We start from the raw sequence: 26,219 nt of genomic DNA on the forward strand, positions 1-26,219 counted from the left end.
GCGCATGTTAAATGTGAGAATGAGCCCGGGGTTCCAGACGGGGTTCCTGCCATGAACTCGAATGTCAGGTCGAAACGCACGGATGACGAAGCGGGCCTGATGCGCGGCCCGCTCAGGACCATCACGGTGCTGAGAGCGCTGAATGTCCGCAACGGGGCGACCGTGGCGGAGTTGTCTGCGGCAACAGGCATCTCGCGGCCGGCGCTCTATCGGATCCTTGAGACGTTGCGCACGGCGGGCTACGTGTCGGTCAATCTGCGGCAGCAGCGCTATTGCCTCACGATGCTCGTGCGCACGCTCGCCGAGGGTTTTTCCGACGAAGACTGGGTGACGCAGGTCGCAAGGCCTGTGTTGAGCGCGCTCCAGCGCAAGGTGCTCTGGCCCGTCGATCTCGGCACCTTCATGAACAACGCCATGTGGATTCGCGAGACGACACGCCAGTCGAGTCCGCTCACGATCGATCGCGGCGTGGTCGGCCTGCGCTTTCCAATGCTGCAAGGTGCAACGGGCAGGGCATACCTTGCCTTTTGCCCGGAAAACGAGCGCAAGCAGATTCTCGCCAATCTCGCGCGGTGTCCCGAACCCGGCAACGAACTGATTGAACAGCCGGGCGAGGTGATAGCCCTGCTCGATCGCACGAGAGAGCAGGGCTATGGCCAGCGCTACGGCGAACAGCCCACAGAAACGGGTGCGATAGCGGTACCGATCCTGCTCGAAGAGCGCGTGATCGGCTGCATCAACCTGACCTTCATTGCGAGCGCCTTGAGGCCCGAAGAAGCGGCACGGCAGCATCTGGCCGCGATGGTCCGCAGCGCGAAGAAGATCGCCGCGGGCGTCCAGCACCTGGAGACGGAAACACCCGCCCACAGCGCGCGGGACATCGAATATCAGGACAAGGACAACCGGGACAAGGACGAGGCATGAGCGCCTTCATCGATGAACTTCGCAGTGGCTGGCGCGATCTGATCGGCGCCATGATCGGGCTTGGCCTCGGCATCGGCGCCTACAACCCGGTGTCGAGCTTCTTTTTTCGAGCACTTGAACAGGAGTTCGGCTGGTCGAAGGCGGCCGCTGCTGTTTCCCTCGTTGCACTGCCTGTGACGGCGGCCGTCCTGCCGTTCGCCGGTCTGCTGCTCGACCGCTTCGGCGTGCGCCGGGTGGCGATGTTGTCAGCGCTGGGCATGTCCGTGTGCTTCGTCTGGCTGGCGAAGATGAACGGCGCGCTGTGGATGTTCTACGCGGCCTTCATCGCGCTCAATGTCCTTGGCTGCGCAACGGGGCCTGTGAGCTATACGCGGAGCATCTCGTCGCGATTCCGGAAATCGCGGGGTACGGCGCTCGCCTGCTCCCTACTCGGGATCGGTCTCGCGGCAATGATCCTGCCGCCCGTGCTGGCGTCCATCCTCGCGCACTGGGGATGGCGCGGCGGCTACCTGTTCTTTGCGGCCGTCGTGCTCGTCGCAGGGATTCTTGCGCTGTCGCTGATGCGCGATCCGGGCAGGAACGCTGATTCGCCCGATACGCAGGCAGGCGAGACGCTATCGAGCGCCGTAGTCAGGCGTTCGTTCTGGCTGCTGGGTACGGCTGTTTTCGCGTTGAGCGTCGCCTCGCTCGGATTTGTATCGCAGTTCCAGTCACTCGTGATCGAGCGGGGACTCGCGGTGCAAGCGGCACCTCTGCTTCTATCCGCGCTCGCTGCGTCGGTGTTTGTCAGCCGGCTCGTGATCGGATGGGCGCTGGATATGTTTCGCCCCGAGCGTGTTGCTGCAAGCGCGCTACTCCTCGCCGCGTTCGGCATGCTGTTGTGGATCATCGGCGGACCAGGCACGGGATGGGCCTTGTCGGCCGTCCTTCTCATCGGACTGAGCATCGGCGCCGAACTGGATTTTCTCTCGTTCTTCTGCGCGCGGCTCTTCGGTCTCAGGCACTACGGCGCCGTGTACGGCGGGCTCGCGGCGTTCTTCTATACAGGCATCGCGGCAGGTGGAATCGTGTACGGCGCGATTCATGACCGCACTGGCACGTATGCGATGGCAGCCGCGATGTCTGTGGTCCTCTTCATCGTTGCCGCCGTCCTGTTTCTTACCCTTGGGCCTGCGATGCGCGGCGCGGAGAACACCGAAAACATCGTCACGGACGGTGCGCCTGCGCTTGCAGCGAGACGTTAGCCGATTCTGTTTCTCTCGCACTTCCGATCGATAGTAATTTACATCACCAACGCCAGGAAATTATGAGCCCACCGACCATCGCAGGCATTCATCACCTCAAGTTCAACGTGTCGAATCTCGATCGCAGCCTCGATTTCTATTCAATTTCGTTCGGTGCTAAACGCCTGCCCGAGCTGGATCATCGCCGTGCGGACGGAGAGCTGTTCGCCTACATACTCGCAATCGAGAATCTCGGCACGTATCTCGAGTTGCGCGCGTCGCCAGAGCGTGCGGCACGCGAGGCCGGGCTCGATCCCGTGACGTTCTCGGTGCACTCCCGCCGCGATTTGCTCGCGTGGCACGATCATCTGGAGGCGAACGGCATCCTTCATTCGCCCGTCTTCACGGGCGTGCTCGGCTGGCTGCTGGCTGCGGAGGATCCGGATGGCAGGCATCTCCGGTTCTATACGTTGGAAACGCATCCGGTCACGAGCGATTTTTCGTCTGATCCATACTGGCTCGGCGCCTGAGATATGATCCCTCTGGACTCCGCGTCGATTCGCCGGTAGGAGAAACCTCCTCGGCCGCAACGCTCGGAAGCCGGTCGCGCGCTTCGCGTCTCAAATCCTGAGTGGGACCTGATCCCGGCAAGTCGTCCTGCATTCCGGGCGTGCGAAGGTCACAAGAAACGAACTGAGGCGACTGCGTCAGGCAGAGCTCGGCCAGGAACGGCCATTTGCGCGCGCGGTAGCACGGACACTCAAACGTCCGAAGGGCGTCATAAAGCTGCCAGCCCATTCGCGACGATGAACGCATTTTCGGCACTTGAGTACAGCAGTTGAGCCGACGCATCTGTCCAAGTGGCCGGCCTGTACGAATGGACGCTTCATCACTGACACATTGCACCATTTCGTCTCACTAACTATCGCACAGCCACCGTCAGTAGACGCTGTCACACGAGCTCACCAAGGCGAACTTTCCGATGCGCGTCGCTGGACTTCAAGTCCTTACCGCAAGTAAAGCAATGTGCGAACAGCGCATATGCGACAGGTTTGTCGGGAAGCTCAATGAGTCCGGCCAGCAATTCACTCCGACCGTTCTCGAAAGAACCCTTCTGCTTCATCATCGCCGTGGTCTCCTGGTCGCGACATCTCGGATGTCCGAGACGAGAGGCTGGAAAATAAACCTGCGACGCACCACGTCGACGGGGCGCCGTGCGAAACGCAGGAAGAGGCTCAGACCTTTGCAGCACCGGCGACCGGCGCGCCTGTGTCATCGTCGCCCGCCTGCCCTAGCGCAGGCAGGTACCTGCCGAAATTCAATTCGAAATCGCTCGGAACTCCGTAGGCCAGAGTCCGGAGCTTGGCGCGACGGGCCTGCCCACTTGGCGAGGCCAGCGCCGGAAAGAACATGTCAATGCTCGACTGGATCTCGCCAGCCGCCGGCATTCCGAAACGATTGATTTGAGCTTTCGCCGCGCCGAGTGTTTCGCGGTCAAAAGAGGCCAGGCGGTGGGCCAGCGTATCGACAAATGTGTCGAGAGCGTCATCTTCCAGCGTGCGATTCACCCATCCATAGCGTTCGGCTATGTCGGCGTCGAAGTCGTCGGCGCTGAGAACAAACTCAAGTGCCCGCGACCGACCGACCAGGCGCGGGAGCCATTCCAGTGCTCCGCCTCCCGGAACCAGACCAACCCCGACTTCGGGGTTGCCAAATATGGCACTCTGCCTGCTGGCAAAGCGCATGTCGCAGGCAAGAACAAACTCGTTCCCGATGCCGCGCGTGCGTCCACGAATCTTTGCAATGCTTACCACTGGCGATGACGCGAGTCGCAGTACGAAGTCGCGCCAAAGACCCAACACCTCTGGCCGTTCGGCCGCTTTAGCTACATCAAGATGGGCGACGAAGAAATCGGGATTCGCCGACTGGAAGACTACGACCTTCACGGACGGGTCTGAGTCAAGGTCGGTCATTACTGTACCCAATTCGACGATCGTCGCAGGAACAAACATGTTGATCGGCGGGTTGCTGAAGGTGATTGTCCACCGGCCCGGACAACTGGGGTCGATGTCGAACTGTGAAGAGTCAGGCATGGTGCTTCTCCTGGCGATTGCTAAACCAGTATTAAGTTCAGGGCGACTGCTGGCCCCGGCAGCTTGCACGTCCGCTGACAATTTCGACGCGCGAGCAGTGCAACGACGAACTTCGTCTACATGACGGGGACATCCAAAACGATGTTCAGTGACGGCGCGTGCCCATGGCGATCATGCTGCGACGATGTTCGTGCTGACTTCATGTTTCCGCGCAGACTTTGAGTACGGTCAGATCTGATGGGCCAGGTCCGCGATCTTCTCGACGACGCCTCTTCCATTGCCGTGCACGCGGATATTGAACTTGGCACCGAGGAACAGCGCGGGCCGGCCTGCTCGATGTACACCTGGATGTCCACGGAATGGGCGAGCGGGCAGTGTGACCTTCCATAGCTGTCCTGCCCTGCCGAGCACGATGGTTTAACAGGCCGACCAGACGCCGGAAACACCTACTCGGCTCTTGCTACCGACGAACTCGACATTTTCAACGCCAGCCACCGCCAACTTAACCTCATATGCACCTAACTTGCCGCGATGGATCCGCAGCGGCCAGTATGGTGCCACCTGTCTTGCGCGCTGTCTCGCCCGTCACCAGAGTGTAGGTCAATTCCGGCGCTACGCCGGGTTAATCGAAGCGCGCCGCTGGCACGGTAGACGCTCCGCTGGACGGTGGGCTGCAGACGTTTCAACTTCAGGCGAGTCGTCAGGGAAGCCGCGCAGCGCTTGACGATATGATTATCATAGTTATATCCTTCGGTCATTGTCTTCGATGCGTTAGGCGTCACGAATCGTCCAACAAAAGCAACCCGGCGCCGACTGTGCAACGCGAATGCTTCATTCGCACATTGACCTAATCTAACGGAGTATTGAAATGTCCAAACCTGCATACGACGCGGACCGCACCGGACTCTTGCTGGTCGATCCGTACAACGACTTTCTTTCGGACGGCGGCAAGCTCTTTCCGATGCTTCGCGATATCGCCGCCGAAGTCCGGCTGCTCGACAATCTCCGTGCTGCTGTCGCTAGCGCGCGGAAAGCAGATATCCAGGTTCTTTATGTGCCGCATCGCCGCTGGCAACCTGGTGATTACGAAAACTGGGACCATCCGAACCCAACTCAACGCCTCGTGCAGAAGCGCCAAACGTTCGCCAAGGGCACGTGGGGTGGTGAGTGGCATCCTGACTTTGTGCCGCAGGAAGGCGACATCGTCATTCACGAGCACTGGGGCCAAAGCGGCTTTGCTAACACTGATCTCGACTTCCAGCTCAAACAGCAAGGCATCACGCACGTGATCGTGGTCGGCCTGCTGGCGAATACATGTATCGAGTCCACGAGCCGCTTTGCAATGGAGCTGGGTTATCACGTCACGCTCGTTCGAGACGCCACAGCCGCTTTCACCAAGGAAATGATGCGGGCCGCGCACGAACTAAACGGCCCCACGTTCGCCCATGAAATCCTGACGACGGCAGAGCTGGTTGCTGCACTTCCCGCCTGATCGAAAGGAACTCTCATGAAACTCACCGGTAATCTACTAATTGGTGCGCACGAAGTCGCAGGGACGTCCGGCAGCATGAAAGCACTTAATCCGGCATTGAATGTCGAGATTGAGCCGACCTTCGCGTTTGGCGGAATTGAAGAGGTTGATCGCGCAGCACATCTCGCGGACGACGCATTCGATAGCTACAGCCACACGAGCCTTACGGAACGCGCCGAGTTCCTCGATCGAATCGCCGACGGCCTCGACGTTGTCACGCCGGAGCTCGCGCGACGCGCGTCGCTCGAGAGCGGCTTACCGGTCGAGCAACTCGAAGGAGAAGCCGCGAAGTCCGCACTCCAGTTTCGTCAGTTCTCGACCGTCGTCCGTCAGGGGCGCTTCCGCCAGGCGACGATCGACCGTGCTCAACCGGAACGTCAGCCGCGCGCACGAATGGACCATCGGATGCAAAAAATCGGACTCGGGCCGGTCGCGATTTTTGGCGCGAGCAATTTTCCGATTTCCTACTCGGTCGCGGGCGGAGACACTGCGTCGGCGCTGGCCGCAGGCTGCACTGTCGTTGTAAAGGCCCACAACGGGCACCCCGGCGCGTCAGAAATGATGGGACGGGTAATCCAGCAGGCTGTGAAGAACTCAGGCTTGCACGAAGGTGTGTTTTCTCTAATCCGCGGTGGCGGGAACGAAATCGGGGAGGCGCTGGTCGATCACCCGCTCATCAAGGGGGTCACCTTCACCGGGTCGGAGGGCGGAGGAATGGCACTGTTCCGACGCGCCCAGCAGCGTCCAGATCCAATACCGGTCTTTACCGAAATGACGAGTGTGAATCCGACTTTCGTAATGCCGGCTGCGCTCGCTGCCCGGGGTGGCGTCATTGGCGATGGTTTCGCCGAACGCATGCTCGTTACCGTCGGTCAGGCATGCCTGAAGCCTGCCATCCTGCTCGCCATTGATGGGCCAGGTTACCTTGAACTGAAAGCGGCGATGATCTCCCGCGTCGAAGCAATGCAGGCGCGCACGATGTTGACGCCTGGCATTTTCACGGCTTATCGGAAGAACGTCGAACGCCAGAGCAACGCCGGGGCGACGCGAATCGCGGCGGGCGGCGAACCGCAGGGTGCGTGGGACGGTCAATCGATTCTCTTCGAAATCGACGGCGCCCGGATGTTGGAGAATCCGGCTTTGTCGGAAGAGGTTTTCGGACCCGCTGCACTACTGGTGCGGGTGAGGGACCTCGAGCAACTGATCGGTATCGCTAGGCGGTTTCGGGGCCAGCTCTCGGCAACGATGCACATCGATTCCGCTGATCACACACTCGCCGCCCGCCTGCTGCCCCTTCTCGAACGCCGTACGGGAAGGATTGTCGTCAATGCGTTTGCGCATCCACAAGAGGTGTCTTATGCGTCGATCCACGGTGGCCCCTTCCCTGCAACGTCGGATAGCCGCTTTACCTCCGTCGGCATGACTGCGATCGAGCGCTTCCTGCGGCCTGTCTGCTACCAGGGATTTCCGAACGAGCTGCTGCCGGAAGCCTTGCGGCATAACAACCCTTGCGGCATCTGGCGTCTGACCGACGGTGAGTTGTCCAAGGCCTGAACCGCGGTCAGCTTAAAAGTAGCGGGCCAGCAGCGCGTAATCCGCGCAGGCTACGAAGTCATGGGTTCGCCGCGCATGCGTGCGACGCGAACCCGTGCTATCATTAATATGATTATCATATTCAGGCTCGTTGCGAGGTCTTGAATGGCTGCGTTGTCCAAAAGTAGCGATACGCTGTGCCCGGTCGCCCGGTCTCAGGATGTCATCGGCGACCGCTGGACTGTCTTGATCGTGCGTGAGCTGTTCATGGGCAACCGGAGGTTCGACGGGCTGTTGGCGCAGTCGCAGGCAACACCGCAGATGCTCTCGTCCCGCCTCAAACGACTCGAGGCAGATGGCATGATCGAGCGCAAGCGCTACATGAAAAAGCCCCCGCGCTACGAATACGAACTCACGGACATGGGCCGAGCGTTCTATCCGGTCATCCTTGCGCTCCGCGAATGGGGTGAAACATGGCACAAGTCGCCGGACGAGGACGTCGCGGTTCACTATACGCACCTTACCTGTGGCCACGATGCCGGGATTGGCACAGTGTGCGAGGCCTGTGGTGAACCACTGCGGCGCGAAGATCTGAAGGCTGAATTGAGCCCTTCCTACGCGCAGGAGCGGGCGGCGCGACAGGACGCGGTGAAGACCGCCAAGTCTGCGTGATTCATACGCATCGCTAGTCTGCCCTGACTGCACCCGTTCGATTGCCCCCAAATCCAGGATGTTTTAGCCAACGAGGTCGGACCAGCGGCTACAGATCGGGTCGGCTTTCTGGCCAGTTCCTCCTGCATCAGGCCGACTGCACGAATAGAGAAGCGCAGATTAAGCTATAGCCGTGACAGCAGACAGCACTGCGGTGCCGTCTCAAGCGACGCTGAAATCCAACAAAATAAGCTTGTCGCCGCCGCCTGCGTTCAAATTTCTCTTCGACGTCATATCTTATACGATTCGATCGTATACGATGTGACGTATGAATTCGACGCGACAGAACAACTTTCAGGAGACTTCGCCGCGAAAACAGGCTCCCCCGCTCGCGGCAACTGCGTGACGAACTAACGCCGCTCAACGACTAACCGCAGCATTGAACTTGTTCCACAACAGCTCTAACAACGAGCAAAAGGAACCATTGACGATTGCACAACAACTCAACAGCAAGGACTACAAAGACATCCGTATTCTGCTATTGCTGGATTCGGGACAAGTACCAGGGATCAGCGTACAGCACGAGTCGGTCTCGCAAGCGTACAAGCATACGGAGACGCCATCGTCGCCTCCCGGGAATCGGCTGGTCCAAGCGATCGTTCAGGCGTTTTCTCAACTGGGACTCGCTCTCCCATTCGGCCAAACCGGTACGCCTGCAACCGGAGAGGCCCAGGGCATCAGCTCCACGTCGCATGCGGGGTCGCTATCCGGAGCAGGTGTTGATGCGATATTTGAGCAGTTTATCGGCCAGATCCTTCAGGTAGCCCCAGGTCTGCAATACGGAACCGCCTCCTCACCAGCATCGCAGGGCAACTCTGGTAATCAGGGGAACGGCCCATCTGCAACGACGGCTTACTCGAATCCCCTTGCTGAAGGACTTGAATCGCTTGCACGGGCCGTTGGCGCGGGAAGCATCCAGACCGGAGAAGCCAGCGGGAACAGTGAGACAGGTTCGACGACGTCATTGAACAACGCGGTATCGAAGTTGCAGCAGGACTTCAACACCTTGTTTGGCTCAACTGGCGCGGACAACCGTGCATCGCTTAAGACTTTTCTTCAAACGTTCGCCAGCAACGTCACAGAATTATGGGCCTCCAGATCCGGCGGCACCTTCGTGCTGACATCTGCCTAAGCCGGGCGATGCGGCATCGCAAGCCGGTTGTGATGAGGTAGTAGAGCGGATGGCGTTACGCCATGAGCGACCCACCACTCCTATCATACGGGAATCTCAGGGAACGCAAACATAGACTGAGGAGTGCGTCTGCAGACGCTAGGACCAATGGTGTAGTCGACACGCGCGGGGCGAATACGCCATGGCGCCCAGTTTTTGCCCGTCCCGTCGTCGCGCCCGCGCGGTTTGTCGCGACGGGCATCTCGCAGAGGTCGACTAGCTTCGGATGCTCTCTCCGAACGTATCCCGCCTGATCAGATCGTCCGTATGCTGGGCCAGCGAGTCCGTTGTATGTCTGCAAAAGGACGCCGCTGCAATACCGCCGGTAAGCGCTTATTCTCCGCTTTGAACTGACTTGATAAGGTTGTCCGCAACGTCACGACCGCCGACTGAACATGCGCGAACTCGTCCGGCGCGAGGCCTGTCTCGACGGGGTCCATCTTAAGAGCTTCTTCGCACAGCCGCCGGCCGCTCTTCGTGAGACTGATTCGCACCCGGCGCTCATCACCAGGATCGCGCTGTCTTTCCAGATAGCCCATCGCCTCGAGCTTCTTCAGCATTGGCGTAAGTGTGTTGGACTCGAGAAACAGTTTTGCGCCAAGACTGCTGACGGTCTGGTTGTCTTCCTCCCACAACGCAACGATCGTAATGTATTGTGGGTAGGTAAGTCCGAGTTCCTCGAGTATCCGCTTGTATGCTTTGCCAAAAGCCAGGTTTGCCGAGTAGACCGCGAAGCACAGGTAGTCGGACAGCATTAGACTTTCCGGTGCCAGTTGATCCTTGGATTTCACGTGAGTCCTCCTTGGCTTTTGCTCGTTGTCATCCTCAAGTTCCTTCACCATAGCGGAGCGGTCTCAGCACGGCATCGTCGAACCGCTTCGCTTTTCCCAGGTCGTCGGTGCCGACCGCTACATGGTTGAGCATTGCCTGCTTCTTTCTCCGATAACAAATCATCGACCGCCTGATGCTGTGGCCGGCGCGCAGGAGCAAGAAGATGCGCGACGACCCAGCGGCGGAAAGATGCACGACTTAGTGATGCGCGAAAAAGTTGTCGCGCGACGCCACAGCAAGACTGCTCCCCGCTTCCGACATTCCGTAAACTGCACCGCCGTACGCCTTTTCCGGGCTGGTTGCATCTTCGCGTTCGGCGGCGACGGTTCGCAGACTCTGACCGCTTTGCGATGCGGGTGCGCCAACCGCGGGCTTATAGAAAGGAGCCGGTCCGTAGCCGCTGGCGAACGCGGGTGCGGTGACGGATGCCGAAACTGCGATGAGCAGTGCAACAATGAACTTGGTCTTCATGATGGAAACTCCTGGAAGATGTTCAGTAAAGGGCGCGTGCTCCCCGAAGAGAGACACGTGCCCAGGCGCATCACGCCGCGACGATGTTCGTGTTGATCTCGATGTTGCCGCGCACGGACTTCGAGTACGGGCAGATCTGATGGGCCAGGTGCGCGATTTTCTCCACGACTGCCTTTTCCACACCCGGCACGCGGATGTTGAGTTCTGTGCCGAGGAACCAGGCTGCACCGGTTTGCCCGATGTTCACTCGGATGTCCACGGAATAGTCGGGCGGCAGCGTGACCTTCTGCAGTTGGGCCGCCATGCCGAACACGGTGGTGTAACAGGCGGACCAGGCACCGGCAAACAGCTGCTCGGCTCTCGGGTGCGGCTCGGTACCGATGTAATCGAGGTTCTCAATGCCGGAGGCAGTCAGCTTGAGGTCATAGACGCCATACTCGCCGCGCTGGGCATCGGGGTCGCGATTGACCGTGGCGTGGGAGTTGCCTGCAGCGAGGACTTTTTCGATCTTTTCCATGATGGATTCCTGTGTATATAAAGGTAATAAAAGCTGTTTAACTCTTGTCCGATGTTGTCGTATGCGATGTATTTGTCACGCAACTACGACGTTCAGGCCGATCTCGATGTTGCCGTGAACGGCCTTCGAATACGGGCAGATTTCGTGGGCGCGCTTCGCGATTGCCTCGACAACTTCCGTTGCCAGACCCGGCGCTCGGATGGTGAAATCGGCGGCGAGGCAGAATCCGTTACCGACCGTTCCGATACTGACCTGGATGTCCACGGAATAGTCGGCCGGCAGGGTGACCTTCCTGAGCGAAGCAGCGATTTCGAATGCGCTGATGTAACACGCGGACCACGCACCGGAAAACAGCTGTTCGGCTCGTGGGTGCAGCTCGGTGGCAATGAAATCGCGGCCTTCACTGTTGAGTGCCGAAAGCTTGAGGTCGAGTACGCCGTGCTCACCACGCTGGACATCGGGGTCGTGGTTGACCGCGGCGTTGGAGTTGCCTGAGAAGAGGACTTGATCGATCTTGGTCATGATGGGTTCCTATGTGAATAAGGGGGGTAAGCTCTTAAATCGCATGCGATGTAATCGCTTGCGTCGCATAATGAAGAAGGACGCGCACAATGTCAATCGCAAAATATTTAATCGCATGCGATTTTGCGATAGCGCGAACATAGATCGGACGCTCGACCAGCATGGTGCCGCCTGTCCAGCAACCTGTCGCGCGCGGTGTAAGCAAACAAGCGATCTCCTGGCCGACTTGGGCGTCGGCGACTGATGTGAATTGCCGGCGCGTCCTTTCGGGGACAAGCGTGCCCCGCCTGCGTGGCTTGTTGCTCCCCTATCAGACAGTGACGGCGTGCAGCACGTTACGACTGGGGCAAACGCTGCCACGGGGACGCCAGTCGGTCGACCCGTCTGTCCGGTACGCGCCGCCGCGGGGCGAACTCCATTGCCACGAACTTTCCGGCCCCCACAGGAAATCGTTGGCAAACTCACGCCACAACTTGACGATATGATTTTCATAGTTATATCCTTCGCCATCGTCGTGTGCGATGCGTAAGAGGTCACAAATCGTCCGACAAAAGCAATCCGGCGCTGGCTGCGCGTCGCGATTAGCTGCTGCGCGGGAAGGCACGGCGCAACGTTTCGGTAAGCGAATGCAGCCTTGTTCCCAACAGATCCCACGCGCACGGCGAGCCGACGCGCATGCGATTCAACATGCGAAAGGAATGACTATGAAGATCGAAGATGCTGTCGTTTTCGTAACGGGCGCGAACCGCGGGCTTGGCCTCGAGTTCGCAAAACAGGCGCTGGAAAGAGGGGCGTGGAAGGTATATGCAGCTGCACGCGATCCGGGCAGCGTGACGTTACCGGGAGTGATTCCCGTGAAGCTCGACGTGACCGATCCGGCAGCCGTAGCCGCGGCCGCCGATGCAGCGCGAGATGTCACTCTACTCATCAACAACGCGGGTATCGCGCGGCTTGGGAGTCTGACCGACGGCGGCGCAATCGAGGCGCTGCGCGATCACTTCGAGACCAATGTGGTCGGCATGCTCGCGACGTCGCGAGCGTTCTCAGGGAACCTTGCCGCCAACGGCGGTGGCGCAATCCTGAACGTGCTATCGGTCGCGAGCTGGGTGAACCGGCCAATTCTGTCTGCCTACGGCGTGTCGAAGTCGGCCGCGTGGGCGTTGACGAACGGCCTGCGCCAGTCGCTGCGCGAACAGCGCACGCAGGTTGTCGGGCTGCATGCCGGCTTTATCGATACGGATCTGGTGCGCGGACTGGAAGTCCCGAAAGCAACCCCGGCCGACGTCGTGCGCCAAGCGTACGAAGCCATTGAAGCCGGCGCGGACGAAGTGTCCACCGACGCTGTCACTCGGCAAGTAAAGGCCGGGCTGTCGGAGGGCATCTACCTGAAAGACGCGGCGCAACGCTAACGGCGCCGAACCGGTCCCGTAGCCTGACGCCCGGGACCCTCACATCTGGGCTTCGTCGATGCATGCCAACACCATTCATGGACAGATGCTGGCATGAAAGCTGGAGCTCGTTCAGCTCGCGCATCACGCAGGTTTCAACGTCGCGGACCTTATGTCCGTCAGGAAAAGCAAACTGTTATGCCGACTCTTTTTGACCCTCTCCAGGTTGGCGACCTCACGTTGCCGAATCGGATCATCATGGCCCCGCTGACCCGCAAGCGCGCCGGTGATGAACGGGTGCCTAATGCGCTGATGGCGAAGTATTATGCTGAACGCGCGTCTGCCGGACTGATCCTCACGGAAGCCACTTCGGTCACGCCACAAGGTGTCGGCTATGCCGCGACGCCGGGCATCTGGTCGCAGGAACAGGTCTCAGGCTGGAAGCTCGTTACCGAAGCCGTGCACGCCGCCGGGGGCAGGATCTTTCTGCAACTTTGGCATGTCGGCCGCATGTCGGATCCGATCTTCCTGAACGGTGATCTGCCGGTTGCGCCGAGCGCAATCGCACCACAAGGCAACGTGAGCCTCGTGCGTCCGCCGCGACCATTCGTGACGCCGCGCGCGCTCGACCTCGCCGAAATCCCAGGCATCGTCGATGCCTATCGTACGGGTGCCAGGAATGCCAAGGCCGCGGGCTTTGATGGCATCGAAGTGCACGGTGCGAATGGCTATCTGCTCGACCAGTTCCTGCAAGACAGCACAAACCATCGTACGGACGAGTATGGCGGCTCAATCGAAAATCGCGCCCGCCTCCTCCTCGAAGTAACCGACGCGTGTATCGACGTATGGGGCGCTAACCGTGTTGGCATGCACCTCGCGCCGCGCGGCGACGTGGGTACGATGGGCGATTCCGACCCAGCGGCTACGTTCGGCTATGTCGCTCACGAGCTCGGCAAGCGCAGGATCGCGTTCATCGCCGCCCGGGAATCGCTCGGCGAGAACCGTCTTGGTCCAAAACTGAAAGCCGTGTTCGGCGGACCGTACATCGCGAACGAGAAGTTTACGCGGGCATCGGCTCAGCAGACGCTCAATGCAGGTGACGCGGATGCCGTCGCGTGGGGTCAGTTGTTTATAGCTAACCCTGACCTGCCGCAGCGCTTCAAACTCGACGCACCGCTAAACCAGCCCAATCCTTCCACTTACTACGCCGAAGGGGAAACCGGTTACACGGACTACCCGGTGCTGCAAACGGCCGATTCATCGCTCGGCGTTGATACTTGAGCTACCCGTGTAGATTGTCAATTACGATGGCCGCCCGGCCAAGATAATTGTCGTTCTCTATACCCGTCGCCGCGATCATGCGGTGGAAGTTGCCCTATGCGAACCGCGTCATTTCGCGGGCGTTGCTAGAGCGAAAGACAAATAGCCACGGTCGCTGCTTCTGCGGACGCTCATGCTTAGGTTCTCTAAGGTTATGTGGCTCGGTCCAAGACCATTTGAACCACTGATAAGTTCACGCGGCATGTGAAACGGGGCCGTCCGCGAGCGTCTTTCTAAATGGGCTACGCTTTCCCCATCCCCTACCGATCGCATGCGATTAGACCGCATGCTATTGACATTGACGAGTCTTTGTCGCATCCTTACACGCATGCGAGTACATCGCATGCGAACTATAAACCCGGCCCGGAATGACTGGGCAATGTACTGAGGAGATCTCGTCGTGAATGTCATGCTCGTCCACACATCGAATACCAAATTGCAGGTCACTCGCGCCGTCAAATCCGCTGTCACTGCTTTCGCGTTGACGCTTTCCCTTGGTGTACATGCACAAGACGCAACGTCACCATCGGCTCCGACAAATGCTGCGGTGCCGACGTCACCCAAAACTGCAAAGGCCGCAAACCGCGCGCTCGCGAAGAAGGTCCGTCATGTGCTCTCGCGCACCAAGGGATTGAGTCCCGCGAATATCTACGTCAGGGCCGTCGACGGTATGGTCACGCTAACCGGCAGTTGCATCAGCGACGATCAGATCACCCTTGCCGGCAATGCGGCCGGGAAAGTAGAGGGTGTGAACTCTGTGAACAACCGGCTTGGCGTCAGGACGCCTCGGTAATTGCTTTCCCGCTGTTATGTCAGGTAGTTTGTATTCCGCCCGACGATCACGAGTCAAGCAGAACTTCGATTGGATGCCAGCGAGGCATCCATCGACTATGAAAAAGGGATGAAATGACGACGGAAACTGAAACTGCCATTTTGGCTGGTGGGTGCTTCTGGGGAATGGAAGCGCTACTGCGGCGCTTTCCCGGCGTAGTCTCAACGCGCGTCGGCTACACCGGTGGCTCCACGCCTAACGCCACCTACCTCGATCATGGCACACACGCAGAAGCCGTTGAGGTCGTATTCGACAAGCGAACAATAAGTTATCGCCAGCTCCTGGCATTCTTCTTCCAGATACATGATCCGACGACTGCTGACCGACAAGGCAATGATATCGGGCCGAGTTACCGGTCAGCAATCTTCTACCTCAGCGAAGAGCAAAAAGCGATAGCCGGTAACACGGTGGCCGAAATCGATGCGTCCGACCTCTGGCCTGGTAGGGTTGTCACCCAGATTGCGCCAGCGCGGGAATTCTGGGAAGCGGAGCCGGAACATCAAGGCTATCTGGAACGCAATCCCGACGGATACACCTGCCATTTCGTTCGACAGGAATGGCAGGTGGATAGGTGAGCCGAACCGGACAGCCAATATGGCTGCAAAATGCTTACGTATCGGGTTGCAAGATCCACGCGCCACAAGGCCCCCAACTCGCCAAGGCGTTGCTGATATTACTCGAGACGACAACGACCAGCTTTGATCCCAATGGTGTCACGATACCGGTTGCCGTATGAACTCCATCAGACTCCGCGGGGTTGGGCGGAACGAGAGTGTCCCGAACTGCTCCACTTCAACAAGCTCGACAGCGCCGGCCTTCTGTAACCTGTCGCCTGGCGCTCCGTCGTGTTTTATCTGCTCACACAGCAGCCTGGAGGCGCATGCAGGTAGCAGTCGTTCGTGATCCCGAGCTATCCAGATTACCATACGAGAGTCTCATTGGATTCCTACGTTTTTCAAGATGATGCAGACGAGATCTAAAGACCACCCGTTCGCGGCACCCGTAAAGCTTTCTGAATCGCTCTGTTTCGCGATCTACTCAGCAAACCTTGCCTTCGGCAAAGCCTATCGTCCGATCCTCGACGAACTGGGGCTCACCTATCCGCAATACGTCACAATCATTGCGCTCTGGGAGCGCTCACCCCAGGCCGTCGGCGAGCTAGGAGCAAAGCTGCTTTTAAAAACCAACGCGCTAACGCCAATATTAAAACGGTTGCAACTCATGGGCTATCTGGATAGACAGCGCGATCCAAAGGATAAACGTCGCATACTGGTCAGCCTCACAGGAAACGGTCGGCAGCTTCGCGAGAAAGCACTGAGCGCTGATTCCGCTAGGACCATGGGTCTAGTGCTTGGCGAGGTCCTGTATGTACAGGAGGCCATTTCGAAGCTGCGGACCAACCTCGAGCGCCCTCCACAACTGACGTCAGCCATGAGGGACTGAATCTCGTCGCGCTTTCCACATATATCGCGCCAGACTAAATACGGCCCGGCTAACGTCTGCTCAACATCAGCAAAAGCCCAGTTCGCGGCTGGCACTCAGATCCAATCACCATTCAAGCAGGAGATTGCCAGTAATGTTCAGTCACATTGCGGTAGGTACCAACGACCTCGAAAAAGCTAGGCGATTTTACGATGCCGTACTGGGCGCACTCGGCTATGACGAAGGCATCAAAGATGACAACGTCCACCGTCGACGCTACGTGTATCGCAACAGCGCGGGAATGTTCATCATTACCGAGCCGCTCGATCGGCGACCGGCCACGTACGCCAACGGCGGAACAGTCGGCTTCGAGTGCTCGTCGGCCGCGCAGGTAGATCTCTGGCACGCGGCTGGTCTTGCGAATCACGGTACGTCGATTGAAGCGCCGCCTGGTGTGCGTGAAGCACCTGGTGGTCGGCTGTATCTCGCTTACCTACGCGATCCGGATGGCAACAAGATATGCGCGTTGTACCGCATTCGCAGTTAGCGCCGCTTCCTGAGCCAGTTGTCACGGGCTGGGATCAGCGTAAGCTCTCTTTAGAAGGGGGCGCGCGGACATCGGGTCGCGCGTCGTCGAAAGTTTGCGCTCAACCAGCGCGGGACGACACATGACGCGCCGAGTTCACCCGTTAGCTGAGTCGTCCTCCGACTGATGGACACATAAGAGCGAGAACTGATGTTGTCGCTCGCGCCGGAAGTGATATCGCTCTAAGAGAAAGCGATCCGTGTCGGCTACCCCGCTTCCGGAGAAAGCGCGTCAGAGTGAGTTGATCAAATTACCGCGCAACGTCACGATCGCTTTCTGCAATTTCTGGAATTCGTCCGGGCTGAGCCCAGTCGCATCGGTAAGGTCTGCAATTTTCAGGCTTTTCTCGCGCCACCGCCGGCCGCTTTTCGTCAAGCTGACGCGCACCTGGCGCTCATCCTCGGGATCACGCTTGCGCTCCACGTAGCCCATCACTTCGAGCTTCTTCAGCAGTGGTGTAAGCGTGTTCGATTCCAGGAACAACTTCTCCCCCAACCCGCTCACTGTCTGATTGTCTTGCTCCCAGAGCGCTATGATCGTAATGAACTGAGGATACGTGAGGCCAAGTACATCGAGGACGGGCTTGTAAGCCTTGCCGAACGCCAGATTCGTGGAGTACACAGCAAAGCAAAGATAGTCCGCAAGCGGCACGGGTGCCGGTTCTGGCAGTTCAGTAGGTTTCATGTACATCCTCTTCGAACGAAGGTCAATGACTCGCTGTTTCGATATATCGCTTGCGATTATATCGCAATATGGTCTAAACACGTGGGCCGCATTTCACGGAAGTCACATGGCTACCATCACGCGCAGCCAGGGTGGCCCCGCGAAAATCGAATCGCTACCAGACGCGTGCGAAGGTGGGAGCAGCCACGAAAGCCGAATGTGCGATGAGCACTCCAGTGAACCGCATCTCCATGATCGAATGCGATGGCTTCAATGGCGTCCCAGGCTAGTCCCGGAAAAGCGGATCGGGTATACGAAACGTCGGCTTGGATGTTGCCGGGCACGCGACAGCGAACGACCGATAGACCCCGAGAACGGTCGTCAAGGTGCCGTGCCATAGATGACCGAAACGGGTCGAAGAGTGACCACTCTCTCGAGCGCACAATCGATCTCCCTTCGTTGAAGAGGAGATTGACATGGAAACGCTTAATTCTTCCGCTGGGCGGCGGGTGCCGTGGAACAAGGGCAGATTGACCGGCCAGAAGCCGCCATTGAAGCTCCGGGAAATATGGGCGATTCGGACGAGACTTCAGATGTCGTCGAATGTTCGTGAACTGGCATTGTTCAACCTGGCGATCGACAGCAAGCTTCGGGCGTGCGATCTGACGCGGCTGCAGGTGCAGGACATTTGCATAGGAGGCCACGTGGTCTCGCGGGCAACGTTCATGCAGCAGAAAACTCAACGACCAGTGCAGTTCGAAATCACGGAGCAAACTCGGCAGAGCGTCGCAGCCTGGATTTCTGCGCGAGGACTGAAACCCGCGGACTTTCTCTTTCCGTGCCGGCTTCATGCCTCACCACATGTGTCGACACGCCAGTATGCCCGCATCGTCCACCGTTGGGTCGCATCGATCGGACTCGATGACGCGGCGTACGGCACTCACACGATGCGCCGCACGAAGGCTTCGCTGATTTATCGACGCACCAAGAATCTGCGCGCGGTTCAGTTGCTGCTAGGCCATACCAAGCTTGAAAGTACAGTGCGATACCTGGGGATCGAGGTAGACGACGCGCTCGAGATGGCCGAGCAAACCGAAGTCTGATTCCTTCATGGCCGGCGAGGGGACACTTGGCGGCCATGAAGGGTCATTCGCTGGGATCATCGCTCGGACATTCAGCCGCCGGTTCCACTCAGTAACCGGCCATTCAGCTTGCAGTGTATCTCTCAGAAAACGGTCACGCCGTCGGCCGCCCCGCCGTGAGCAGTTTTAGTTTCATGACATCGTTACTTAAACTACGCCGGCCTCCGCGACACCGAACACGAAGCTCCTATGGTGGTTAGCGAAGGGCTGGCGCAACAAAGCACTGCGACGTGACTCTCGCAGTTCACCCTTCTGCGTTTCTGGTGGTTGTACATTTGCTTCCACCACGAGCACGGATACGAGCTTGCAAACATTTCAGCCGTTAGAGTGTCGCCTCGATTTAGACTCAGGGCGCATCGCCGACAAACGTGCAAGATGGGCTTCGAGGCGCTTCGCCTCCTTCACGAGATGCCTACCAACCTCAGACTGTCGGTCCCTGGGAAGGCGCGACTCCACTGCAGCGATCGACAGCGCACCTATTACGTCGTCGGTTGGGGAATGCACTGCGACACCAACACCCCATGAGCCGCTTACTACTAATCCCTCATTAACGGAGAAGCCTCGCTCACGGGTACTCGCCACCTCGCTTCGCAGAAAGGCGGGAGAAAAACCAGCGTACGTTCTCCTGAGAGTTTCTTCGTTTTCCTCCAGACAGCGAGTTACCTCAACGTCATTCAAGGCTGCAAGCATCGCCAAGCTGCCAGCACCGACGCCGAGAGGATGTCGGGTGCCAGGCTGGAGTACGTGCGTCTTCAGCGGGTAATCACCGTCTTCCCTCAATACACAAACCGAAAAGACATCGCTGCGAATCGATAAGAAGGCCGAGTCGCCCGACCACCGAGCGAGACGCGCGACTGCATCAACCGCTTCCCGTCCCAAACCGAACCGTTCGCTGGCTATGCCGCCAAGTACATAGCACTCTCGTCCAACGAAATAGCGCAGCGATTGAGGATCTTGCTCAACCATTCCTTCAGCGATTAGGGCAAGCACCAATCGATGCGCTGTTGGCTTGTTGAGCTCGGTCTCTCGAACTAGCTGCGCGAGATTGATGCCGACGGTTCGGCTGCGCGCTACTGCCCGAAGTACGCGAAGCGCGCGAGAAACCGCTTGGGCACCCGGTACGCCTTCAGACATGATCTTCTCCGATGTGGTCCATATTATGACGCCATAGTTAACCCTTGAATTCGGACAAAACTGTTCTACTGATTGTGGGTCTGTCCTATCATGCGGTCAACGAGCCGCATGCGATGCGCCGACATAGTCCATTATACGGACCTCTAGACGAACCGCGCAATAGGCAACACCCAATGAACTGCGACTAAGCTCGCTCACCTCAGGATGGAAGATGAGCATTAAAGGCGTCACGCATATTGCGCTGGAAGGGAGGCTGGCGAATGAAGCGCGCGTCTATGGAAAAGTCACTTGGCGGCTCATTCCGCTGCTGTTTATGTGCTATGTGGTGGCGTATCTCGATCGCGTCAACGTTGGTTTCGCGAAACTACAGATGCTTCGCGACCTACAATTCAGCGAGACGGTGTACGGCCTTGGCGCTGGCATTTTTTTCATTGGCTACTTTTTATTCGAGGTACCCAGCAACATCATCTTGCACAAGGTCGGAGCGAGGGTCTGGATCGCGCGCGTGATGGTAACTTCGGCACTGATTTCCGCCGCGACCATGTTCGTGAAAACTCCAACGATGTTCTACGTCGTGCGGTTTGCGCTCGGAGTTGCTGAGGCGGGCTTGTTTCCTGGTGTCATCCTCTACCTCACCTACTGGTACCCATCCGCGCGCCGTTCAAAGATGATCGCTCTTTTCATGACCGGCATTCCGGTTGCGGGGGTCATCGGCGGTCCGGTATCCGGCTGGATCATGCACTCAATGGCTGGCGTCTATGGCTGGGCTGGCTGGCAATGGCTGTTCCTGCTTGAAGCACTGCCCTCGATTGTTATGGCGATCGCAGTGCTCGCGTTCCTTAACGACCGGGTGAGCGATGCAAAGTGGCTCGACGAAGACGAGCGGAGCTTGATCGCGCGCGACATCTCAAGAGATCAAACTCAGACTCAGTCCCACTCGCTGCGGGACGGGTTCACTAATCCCCGGGTTTGGCTAATGTGCGGAATATATTTCTTCTTCGCAGTTGGTCTGTACGGCGTCGGTTTCTTTCTTCCGACCTTGATCAAAAACTCGGGCACAACGGACCCACTAACTATCGGCCTATTGAGCATAGTGCCGTATGCCGCTGCGGTCATTGTGATGATCCTGGTGAGCCGTTCGTCAGATGCCCGTCGCGAACGACGTTGGCACATCACAGCGCCAGCATTGATCGGTGCAATAGCGTGGTTGTTTGCAGCCGGATTCAAGCACGACGTACTGATCGCCATGATCGCTTTGACAATTGTAACGTGCTGCGTCATTGTGACCATCTCGCAGTTCTGGTGCTTGCCGACAGCAATTCTGAGTGGAGCGGCTGCTGCGGCTGGCATCGCTGTCGTGAACTCAGTGGGCAACCTGTCCGGTTTCCTGGGACCGTTCTTTATCGGCTGGATCTCGGACAGAACGCATTCGACGGACATTGGGCTCTTCACTCTGGCGGGGTCCCCTAGCGATCGGTGGACTGCTCGTTCTGCGAGTCAAAAAGGATCTCGTCAATCGGTAATTCGTTTACCTTAATAATCGACCGGAATCGCGCAGGAGAAGTGGCTATGAGTAGTTGTGTCGGTGTGATAGGACTCGGTGCAATGGGTCAGGGAGTCGCTAACAATCTCATCAAAGCCGGTTTCAAGGTCTACGGCTGCGATCTCCGCCGCGACGCAGTTGAGGCCTTCGAGCGACAGGGCGGTAAGAGCTGTACGTCGCCAGCGGTACTTGGCGAGCAGTGCGACGTGGTCATTGTGCTCGTCGTCAACGCGGTACAGACCGACGGCGTGCTCTTCGGCGAGAACGGTGCCGTGAATGGCATGAAGCCCGGAAGTGTGGTGGTGTCCTCTGCAACGGTGCAGCCTAAGTACGCTATGGAACTCGGCAAGCGCCTGGCGGAGAAACGCATTGAGTTGCTCGACTCGCCGGTATCCGGCGGTACAGCAGGCGCGGCCAATGGGACCTTGACGTTGCTGACGTCCGGGCCGGATGCTGCGTACGAGGCCTGCGGCGATGTGCTGGAAGCAATATCGTCAAAGGTCTACAAGCTTGGCTCGGGCCATGGGTTTGGCTCCAAGGTCAAAGTGATCAATCAGCTCCTGGTCGGAGTCCAAATCGCCGCTGCGGCGGAAGCGATGGCGCTTGGCCTGCGCGAAGGTGTCGATCCGCAACAGCTGTACGACGTCATCACGCACAGCGCAGGGAATTCTTGGGCCTTTGCCGATCGCGTGCCGCATATCATCAACGGCGAGTACTCTCCGCCGCACACCGCACTCGACATCTTTGTCAAGGATCTCGGTCTGGTTCTTGAAGCGGCGCGTGCGAACACCTTCCCGTTACCGCTCGCATCCACCGCGTACCAGATGTTCGCCGCAGCTTCCGCGGCGGGCCTCGGCAACGAGGACGATACGGCCGTCATCAAAACATTTCCGGGCATAAAACTGCCCGGAATCTGAACATCAATCTCAATACAGGTCTTCGTCATGCAACCTTCGATTATTGGTTGGAGCCATCTGCCGTTCGGCAAACTCGACGCACTCGATCCCGAAGAAATGATTGCCACATCAGCAAGAGCGGCGTTGGAGCATGCGAGCGTCGCACCGGAGTCGATCGACTCGATTCACGTCGGGACTTTCAATGCAGGGTTCGTATATCAAGACCATCCCTCGGCGCTCGTTTTCAACTCCATTCCTCAGCTTCGCTATTCGGCCACCGTTCGATGCGAGAATGCTTGCGCGACGGGTTCAGCCGCAATCTATTCCGCACTTGATGCGGTGCGCTCCGGCCGCTCGAAATACGCGCTCGTGATCGGTTTCGAGAAAATGACCGGCCTGCCGACGAAGGAAGTCGGTGATGTCCTGCAGAAGTGTTCGTATGCCAAGGAGGAAGCGGGTGTAGCGGGCGGGTTCGCAGGAATCTTCGGAACCATTGCACAAGCTTACTTCGACCGCTACGGCGACCAGTCGGACGCGCTCGCCGCTATTGCGGCGAAAAACCATTACAACGGCGTATCGAATCCATACGCACACATGCGCCGTGACTTCGGCTTTGACTTTTGCCGGACGCCGTCGGAGAAAAACCCGTTCGTCGCAGGGCCGCTCAAGCGCACCGACTGTTCGCTGATCTCCGATGGCGCCGCTGCCATGGTCATTGCCGCCCCCGAGGTCGCCGGGAACGCCCCGCGAGCGATTGCGTTCCGTTCGGCTACCCAGATCAGCGACTTCCTGCCGCTCTCGCGTCGGGATTGCACCGAATTCAGCGGCGCGCGGGAAACGTGGAAAAAAGGCTTGGCTGACGCGGGCGTAAGTCTCAGCGACCTCTCGCTAGTCGAAACTCACGACTGCTTCACCATCGCAGAGTTGCTCGAATACGAAGCGATGGGTCTGGCCGAAAAAGGTCAAGGTGCCCGCGTCATCCTTGATGGTGTGACAGCAAAGGACGGTCGCCTGCCGGTGAATCCGTCAGGCGGGCTCAAGTCAAAGGGACATCCGATCGGTGCGACGGGTGTATCGATGCACGTGATGGCGGCGATGCAGCTTGCGGGTGAGGCCGGTGACATGCAGATCCCGAACGCGACCCTCGCAGGGGTGTTCAATATGGGCGGCGCCGCCGTGACCAACTATCTGAGCATCCTCGAGCGCCGCTCGTAATGCGTATTGGCCATTGAAGGAAGAAACGCGACATGCTGACTACCGTCATGAACCTTGGAGATTTGCTCACGCAGGTCGCTCGCCGTCACCCGAACGAACCCGGACTTATCACGCCAGCGCAGACGTGGACATGGTCCGAGATTAACAATCGCGTGGACGCTGTCTGCGCAGCCTTACGCAGGCTCGGCATAGGAAAGGGCGACAAGATCCTTGTCCATTCCCGCAATAACCTGCCATTGTTTGAGAGCGCGTACGTCGCATTCAAGCTTGGCGCGGTATGGGTCCCGACGAACTACCGCATTGCCCCCCCTGAGGCTGCGTACCTCGGGAAGTCGAGCGGCGCAAAGGTGATGATCTACGATACCGGCTTCGAAGAATACGTCGATGCCGTTCGCGAGGCGTCGTCAGCGCTTCAGGTGATTCTGGCGCTGGGCCAACCGCGCGCCGGCGAACTGGCATATCAGACTCTCGTTACTGCATCAAGGACACCGTTCGAGTCGGAAGAGGTCGACCGTGACGATCCCCTCTGGTTCTTCTACACATCGGGCACCACGGGGCAGCCCAAAGCTGGCACGCTGACGCATGGCCAGATGGCGTTCGTCGTGACGAACCATCTGGCGGACCTCATGCCGGGAATCGACTATCGATCGCGCTCGCTCGTGGTGGCACCGCTCTCTCACGGCGCAGGCATTCACGCCATCGTCAACACGGCGCGGGGCGCCGCGAGCGTACTGCTGGGCTCTGACCGTTTCGATCCGGAAGAGGCGTGGTCGTTGGTCGAGAAGCACAACGTCGACAATATGTTCACGGTTCCAACAGTCGTCAAGATGCTTACCGAGCACGAATCTGTCGACCGATATGACCACAGCTCCCTTCGCTTCGTGATTTACGCTGGCGCGCCAATGTACCGCGCAGATCAGAAGCATGCTCTGAAAAAGCTGGGTCGTGTCCTCGTTCAATATTATGGCCTTGGGGAGGTGACGGGGAACATTACGGTGCTGCCGCCGTCGATGCACGAAGAAGACGACGGGGCGCCTAACTGCCGGCTTGGCACGTGCGGCTTCCCGCGCACTGGCATTGAAATAGCGATTTGTGACGACGACGGCAAGAAGTTGCAGCCGTTTGAAACTGGTGAAGTATGTGTTCGCGGTCCCGCCGTGATGATTGGCTACGACAACAACCCGGAAGCCAACGCGAAGGCGTTCAAAAATGGCTGGTTCCATACGGGCGACCTCGGTCATCTCGACAGGGAAGGGTTCCTCTACATCACTGGTCGCTCCTCCGACATGTATATCTCGGGAGGATCAAACGTCTACCCGCGTGAAGTGGAGGAGGCCCTCCTGACCCACGAAAGCGTTCATGAAGTTGCTGTACTTGGAATGCCAGATCCGAAGTGGGGAGAGTTGGGCGTCGCGGTGGTTGTCTGCAAGCCGGGATGCGAGCCCGCTTCAGAGCAGCTGATCAACCACCTCGACGGTAAGCTGGCGAGATATAAATGGCCGCGACATGTCGTCTTCTGGGAAACGCTTCCGAAGTCTGCATACGGAAAGATCACCAAGAAAGACGTCCGCTCGCTTCTGCTGAAAGAGTGGGAAGCGTTCTGCATCGGTCAGCAGGCGAGCGTGTGAGATGGCGATATACAAGATCGGCACACGTCAGCCTTTGGTACATCCACAAGCCTATGTGTCCGAGCACGCCGCCATCATAGGGGACGTTGAGATCGGACAAGGGGCATCCGTCTGGCCCGGGGCCGTGATTCGAGGCGATAACGAGAAAATCACGATCGGAAAAGATGTCAACGTGCAGGACGGCGCCATCATCCACGCGGACCCGGGCTTCCCAGTTGCGATTGGGAACGGCGTGTCTATCGGCCACCAGGCAATGCTTCACGGTTGCGTGGTGGGCGCGCATACCCTCATCGGTTTGCAGGCGGTTCTGCTCAACGGTGTGACGGTGGGACAAAACAGCCTGGTTGGTGCCGCGGCTCTCCTCGGAGAGAACAAGGCGTTTCCAGATCGCAGTCTCATCATCGGCGCGCCTGCGAAGGTGGTTCGCGAGCTGGCCGATGACGTGGTTGAGAAGATCCGGCTGAACGCTCAGGACTATAGGGGCCGAGGCCGGCTTTATGCAGCGGAGCTTGAGCGGGTGGACCGCCAGCAGCGCTGAGCTGGGCCCATGCCGGATGCGCGTGGGGCTTCGATCACAGCAACAGAATAGGAGCGGGGGCACCCCCGTTGAACGATCGCGCGAGCACGTGCGGCTCTCGGCACCTGAAGCCTCGATGGGAATGTCCTCCGGGCCCTGTCTGATTACTGTGATCGCGATCCTCGAGTCTCAGTCCACGACAGGAGCGGAAGAATGTTGCGTTTCGATGGCGAAGATTATGTATGGAACGGTACCCCCGTCCAAAAATTGAAAGTCGATGAGCTCAGTGACAGTGATCGCTTCGAGTTTCTTTGTGCGATTTACGCACATGACCCGATCTTCATTGAGATGGCGAGTGGTTGTGCGTGGAAGAACGTATCGAGCAGTGGCAGCTGACTACGACTGA

Annotated in this window: 26 protein-coding genes and 2 pseudogenes; 20 read left to right on the top strand and 8 right to left on the bottom strand. The window is 58.6% G+C overall.

The features are described 5' to 3' along the window. Window positions 1-51 precede the first annotated feature (51 nt). The 3 genes from VSR68_RS29560 (at window position 52) to VSR68_RS29570 (ending at window position 2,677) form a co-directional block, all read left to right on the top strand. A complete protein-coding gene (locus tag VSR68_RS29560; protein WP_342943232.1) occupies window positions 52-924 on the top strand; it encodes an IclR family transcriptional regulator domain-containing protein in 873 nt (290 codons plus the stop codon). Further along, a complete protein-coding gene (locus tag VSR68_RS29565) occupies window positions 921-2,168 on the top strand; it encodes an MFS transporter (protein ID WP_342943233.1) in 1,248 nt (415 codons plus the stop codon). The genes VSR68_RS29560 and VSR68_RS29565 overlap by 4 nt, the downstream gene beginning before the upstream one ends. A gap of 62 nt (window positions 2,169-2,230) precedes the next feature. After that, window positions 2,231-2,677: a VOC family protein gene (locus tag VSR68_RS29570; RefSeq protein WP_342943234.1), complete on the top strand. Its 447-nt coding sequence runs from the start codon at window positions 2,231-2,233 to the stop codon at window positions 2,675-2,677. 422 nt (window positions 2,678-3,099) lie between these two features. Here the strand turns inward: VSR68_RS29570 and VSR68_RS29575 are convergent, their stop codons facing one another. After that, the gene (locus VSR68_RS29575; protein ID WP_342943235.1) at window positions 3,100-3,273 is read right to left on the bottom strand and encodes a hypothetical protein; all 174 of its coding nucleotides are present in this window, start codon (window positions 3,271-3,273) and stop codon (window positions 3,100-3,102) included. 109 nt (window positions 3,274-3,382) lie between these two features. Beyond that, on the bottom strand, window positions 3,383-4,240 hold the full coding sequence (locus tag VSR68_RS29580; protein WP_342943236.1) for an enoyl-CoA hydratase/isomerase family protein: 858 nt from the start codon (window positions 4,238-4,240) through the stop codon (window positions 3,383-3,385). Window positions 4,241-5,108: 868 nt separating this feature from the next. Between VSR68_RS29580 and VSR68_RS29585 the strand changes: the two genes are divergently transcribed. The 4 genes from VSR68_RS29585 (at window position 5,109) to VSR68_RS29600 (ending at window position 9,147) form a co-directional block, all read left to right on the top strand. Continuing rightward, window positions 5,109-5,732: an isochorismatase family cysteine hydrolase gene (locus VSR68_RS29585; protein ID WP_342943237.1), complete on the top strand. Its 624-nt coding sequence runs from the start codon at window positions 5,109-5,111 to the stop codon at window positions 5,730-5,732. A gap of 15 nt (window positions 5,733-5,747) precedes the next feature. Then, a complete protein-coding gene (locus tag VSR68_RS29590) occupies window positions 5,748-7,325 on the top strand; it encodes an aldehyde dehydrogenase (NADP(+)) (protein ID WP_342943238.1) in 1,578 nt (525 codons plus the stop codon). Window positions 7,326-7,469: 144 nt separating this feature from the next. Further along, window positions 7,470-7,976 (top strand): helix-turn-helix domain-containing protein, encoded by a 507-nt coding sequence (locus VSR68_RS29595; protein WP_342943239.1) that lies wholly within the window; start codon window positions 7,470-7,472, stop codon window positions 7,974-7,976. 424 nt (window positions 7,977-8,400) lie between these two features. After that, window positions 8,401-9,147 (top strand): hypothetical protein, encoded by a 747-nt coding sequence (locus VSR68_RS29600; RefSeq protein ID WP_342943240.1) that lies wholly within the window; start codon window positions 8,401-8,403, stop codon window positions 9,145-9,147. Between the two features lie 398 nt (window positions 9,148-9,545). Here the strand turns inward: VSR68_RS29600 and VSR68_RS29605 are convergent. The 4 genes and pseudogenes from VSR68_RS29605 to VSR68_RS29620 all read right to left on the bottom strand — a co-directional run. After that, a pseudogene (locus VSR68_RS29605) lies at window positions 9,546-9,941 on the bottom strand (MarR family winged helix-turn-helix transcriptional regulator); the annotation flags it as partial. Between the two features lie 274 nt (window positions 9,942-10,215). Continuing rightward, window positions 10,216-10,488 (bottom strand): hypothetical protein, encoded by a 273-nt coding sequence (locus VSR68_RS29610; RefSeq protein ID WP_342943241.1) that lies wholly within the window; start codon window positions 10,486-10,488, stop codon window positions 10,216-10,218. A 70-nt stretch (window positions 10,489-10,558) separates the two neighbouring features. After that, window positions 10,559-11,005, bottom strand: a complete 447-nt coding sequence (locus VSR68_RS29615) for an OsmC family protein (RefSeq protein WP_342943242.1) — start codon at window positions 11,003-11,005, stop codon at window positions 10,559-10,561. 75 nt (window positions 11,006-11,080) lie between these two features. Next, window positions 11,081-11,527: an Ohr family peroxiredoxin gene (locus tag VSR68_RS29620; RefSeq protein ID WP_342943243.1), complete on the bottom strand. Its 447-nt coding sequence runs from the start codon at window positions 11,525-11,527 to the stop codon at window positions 11,081-11,083. Window positions 11,528-12,231: 704 nt separating this feature from the next. Here VSR68_RS29620 and VSR68_RS29625 point away from each other — a divergent pair. From VSR68_RS29625 to VSR68_RS29650, 6 genes are all read left to right on the top strand, one after another. Further along, the gene (locus tag VSR68_RS29625; RefSeq protein ID WP_342943244.1) at window positions 12,232-12,936 is read left to right on the top strand and encodes an SDR family oxidoreductase; all 705 of its coding nucleotides are present in this window, start codon (window positions 12,232-12,234) and stop codon (window positions 12,934-12,936) included. Window positions 12,937-13,113: 177 nt separating this feature from the next. Then, entirely contained in the window at window positions 13,114-14,196 is a 1,083-nt protein-coding gene (locus VSR68_RS29630) for an alkene reductase (protein WP_342943245.1), read from the top strand. Between the two features lie 448 nt (window positions 14,197-14,644). Further along, window positions 14,645-15,028 (top strand): BON domain-containing protein, encoded by a 384-nt coding sequence (locus VSR68_RS29635; RefSeq protein ID WP_342943299.1) that lies wholly within the window; start codon window positions 14,645-14,647, stop codon window positions 15,026-15,028. Between the two features lie 113 nt (window positions 15,029-15,141). Next, window positions 15,142-15,642, top strand: coding sequence for a peptide-methionine (S)-S-oxide reductase MsrA (gene msrA, locus VSR68_RS29640; protein ID WP_342943246.1), 501 nt, complete (start codon window positions 15,142-15,144; stop codon window positions 15,640-15,642). Window positions 15,643-16,027: 385 nt separating this feature from the next. After that, window positions 16,028-16,510: a MarR family transcriptional regulator gene (locus VSR68_RS29645; RefSeq protein ID WP_342943247.1), complete on the top strand. Its 483-nt coding sequence runs from the start codon at window positions 16,028-16,030 to the stop codon at window positions 16,508-16,510. Between the two features lie 133 nt (window positions 16,511-16,643). Beyond that, on the top strand, window positions 16,644-17,036 hold the full coding sequence (locus VSR68_RS29650) for a VOC family protein (RefSeq protein ID WP_342943248.1): 393 nt from the start codon (window positions 16,644-16,646) through the stop codon (window positions 17,034-17,036). A gap of 270 nt (window positions 17,037-17,306) precedes the next feature. Here VSR68_RS29650 and VSR68_RS29655 read toward each other — a convergent pair whose 3' ends face one another. After that, on the bottom strand, window positions 17,307-17,759 hold the full coding sequence (locus VSR68_RS29655) for a MarR family transcriptional regulator (RefSeq protein ID WP_342943249.1): 453 nt from the start codon (window positions 17,757-17,759) through the stop codon (window positions 17,307-17,309). Between the two features lie 455 nt (window positions 17,760-18,214). Here VSR68_RS29655 and VSR68_RS29660 point away from each other — a divergent pair, with 455 nt between their 5' ends. After that, on the top strand, window positions 18,215-18,841 hold the full coding sequence (locus VSR68_RS29660) for a tyrosine-type recombinase/integrase (protein WP_342943250.1): 627 nt from the start codon (window positions 18,215-18,217) through the stop codon (window positions 18,839-18,841). 354 nt (window positions 18,842-19,195) lie between these two features. Here the strand turns inward: VSR68_RS29660 and VSR68_RS29665 are convergent, their stop codons facing one another. Next, the gene (locus VSR68_RS29665; protein WP_342943251.1) at window positions 19,196-20,014 is read right to left on the bottom strand and encodes an IclR family transcriptional regulator; all 819 of its coding nucleotides are present in this window, start codon (window positions 20,012-20,014) and stop codon (window positions 19,196-19,198) included. A 211-nt stretch (window positions 20,015-20,225) separates the two neighbouring features. Here VSR68_RS29665 and VSR68_RS29670 point away from each other — a divergent pair. The 6 genes and pseudogenes from VSR68_RS29670 (at window position 20,226) to VSR68_RS29695 (ending at window position 26,209) form a co-directional block, all read left to right on the top strand. Beyond that, a pseudogene (locus VSR68_RS29670) lies at window positions 20,226-21,537 on the top strand (MFS transporter). 46 nt (window positions 21,538-21,583) lie between these two features. Next, window positions 21,584-22,474 (top strand): L-threonate dehydrogenase, encoded by an 891-nt coding sequence (ltnD, locus tag VSR68_RS29675; protein WP_342943252.1) that lies wholly within the window; start codon window positions 21,584-21,586, stop codon window positions 22,472-22,474. 27 nt (window positions 22,475-22,501) lie between these two features. Continuing rightward, a complete protein-coding gene (locus VSR68_RS29680) occupies window positions 22,502-23,668 on the top strand; it encodes an acetyl-CoA acetyltransferase (RefSeq protein WP_342943253.1) in 1,167 nt (388 codons plus the stop codon). 32 nt (window positions 23,669-23,700) lie between these two features. Next, window positions 23,701-25,296: an acyl-CoA synthetase gene (locus VSR68_RS29685; protein ID WP_342943254.1), complete on the top strand. Its 1,596-nt coding sequence runs from the start codon at window positions 23,701-23,703 to the stop codon at window positions 25,294-25,296. A 1-nt stretch (window position 25,297) separates the two neighbouring features. Beyond that, window positions 25,298-25,834, top strand: a complete 537-nt coding sequence (locus VSR68_RS29690) for a gamma carbonic anhydrase family protein (protein ID WP_342943255.1) — start codon at window positions 25,298-25,300, stop codon at window positions 25,832-25,834. 192 nt (window positions 25,835-26,026) lie between these two features. Continuing rightward, window positions 26,027-26,209 carry a hypothetical protein gene (locus VSR68_RS29695; protein ID WP_342943256.1) on the top strand — a complete coding sequence of 61 codons (183 nt, stop codon included), beginning with the start codon at window positions 26,027-26,029 and terminating at the stop codon, window positions 26,207-26,209. The last annotated feature ends 10 nt before the right edge of the window (window positions 26,210-26,219 follow it).

The sequence above is a fragment of the Paraburkholderia phymatum genome (assembly GCF_038900715.1).
In the GTDB taxonomy this organism is placed as follows: domain Bacteria; phylum Pseudomonadota; class Gammaproteobacteria; order Burkholderiales; family Burkholderiaceae; genus Paraburkholderia; species Paraburkholderia phymatum_A.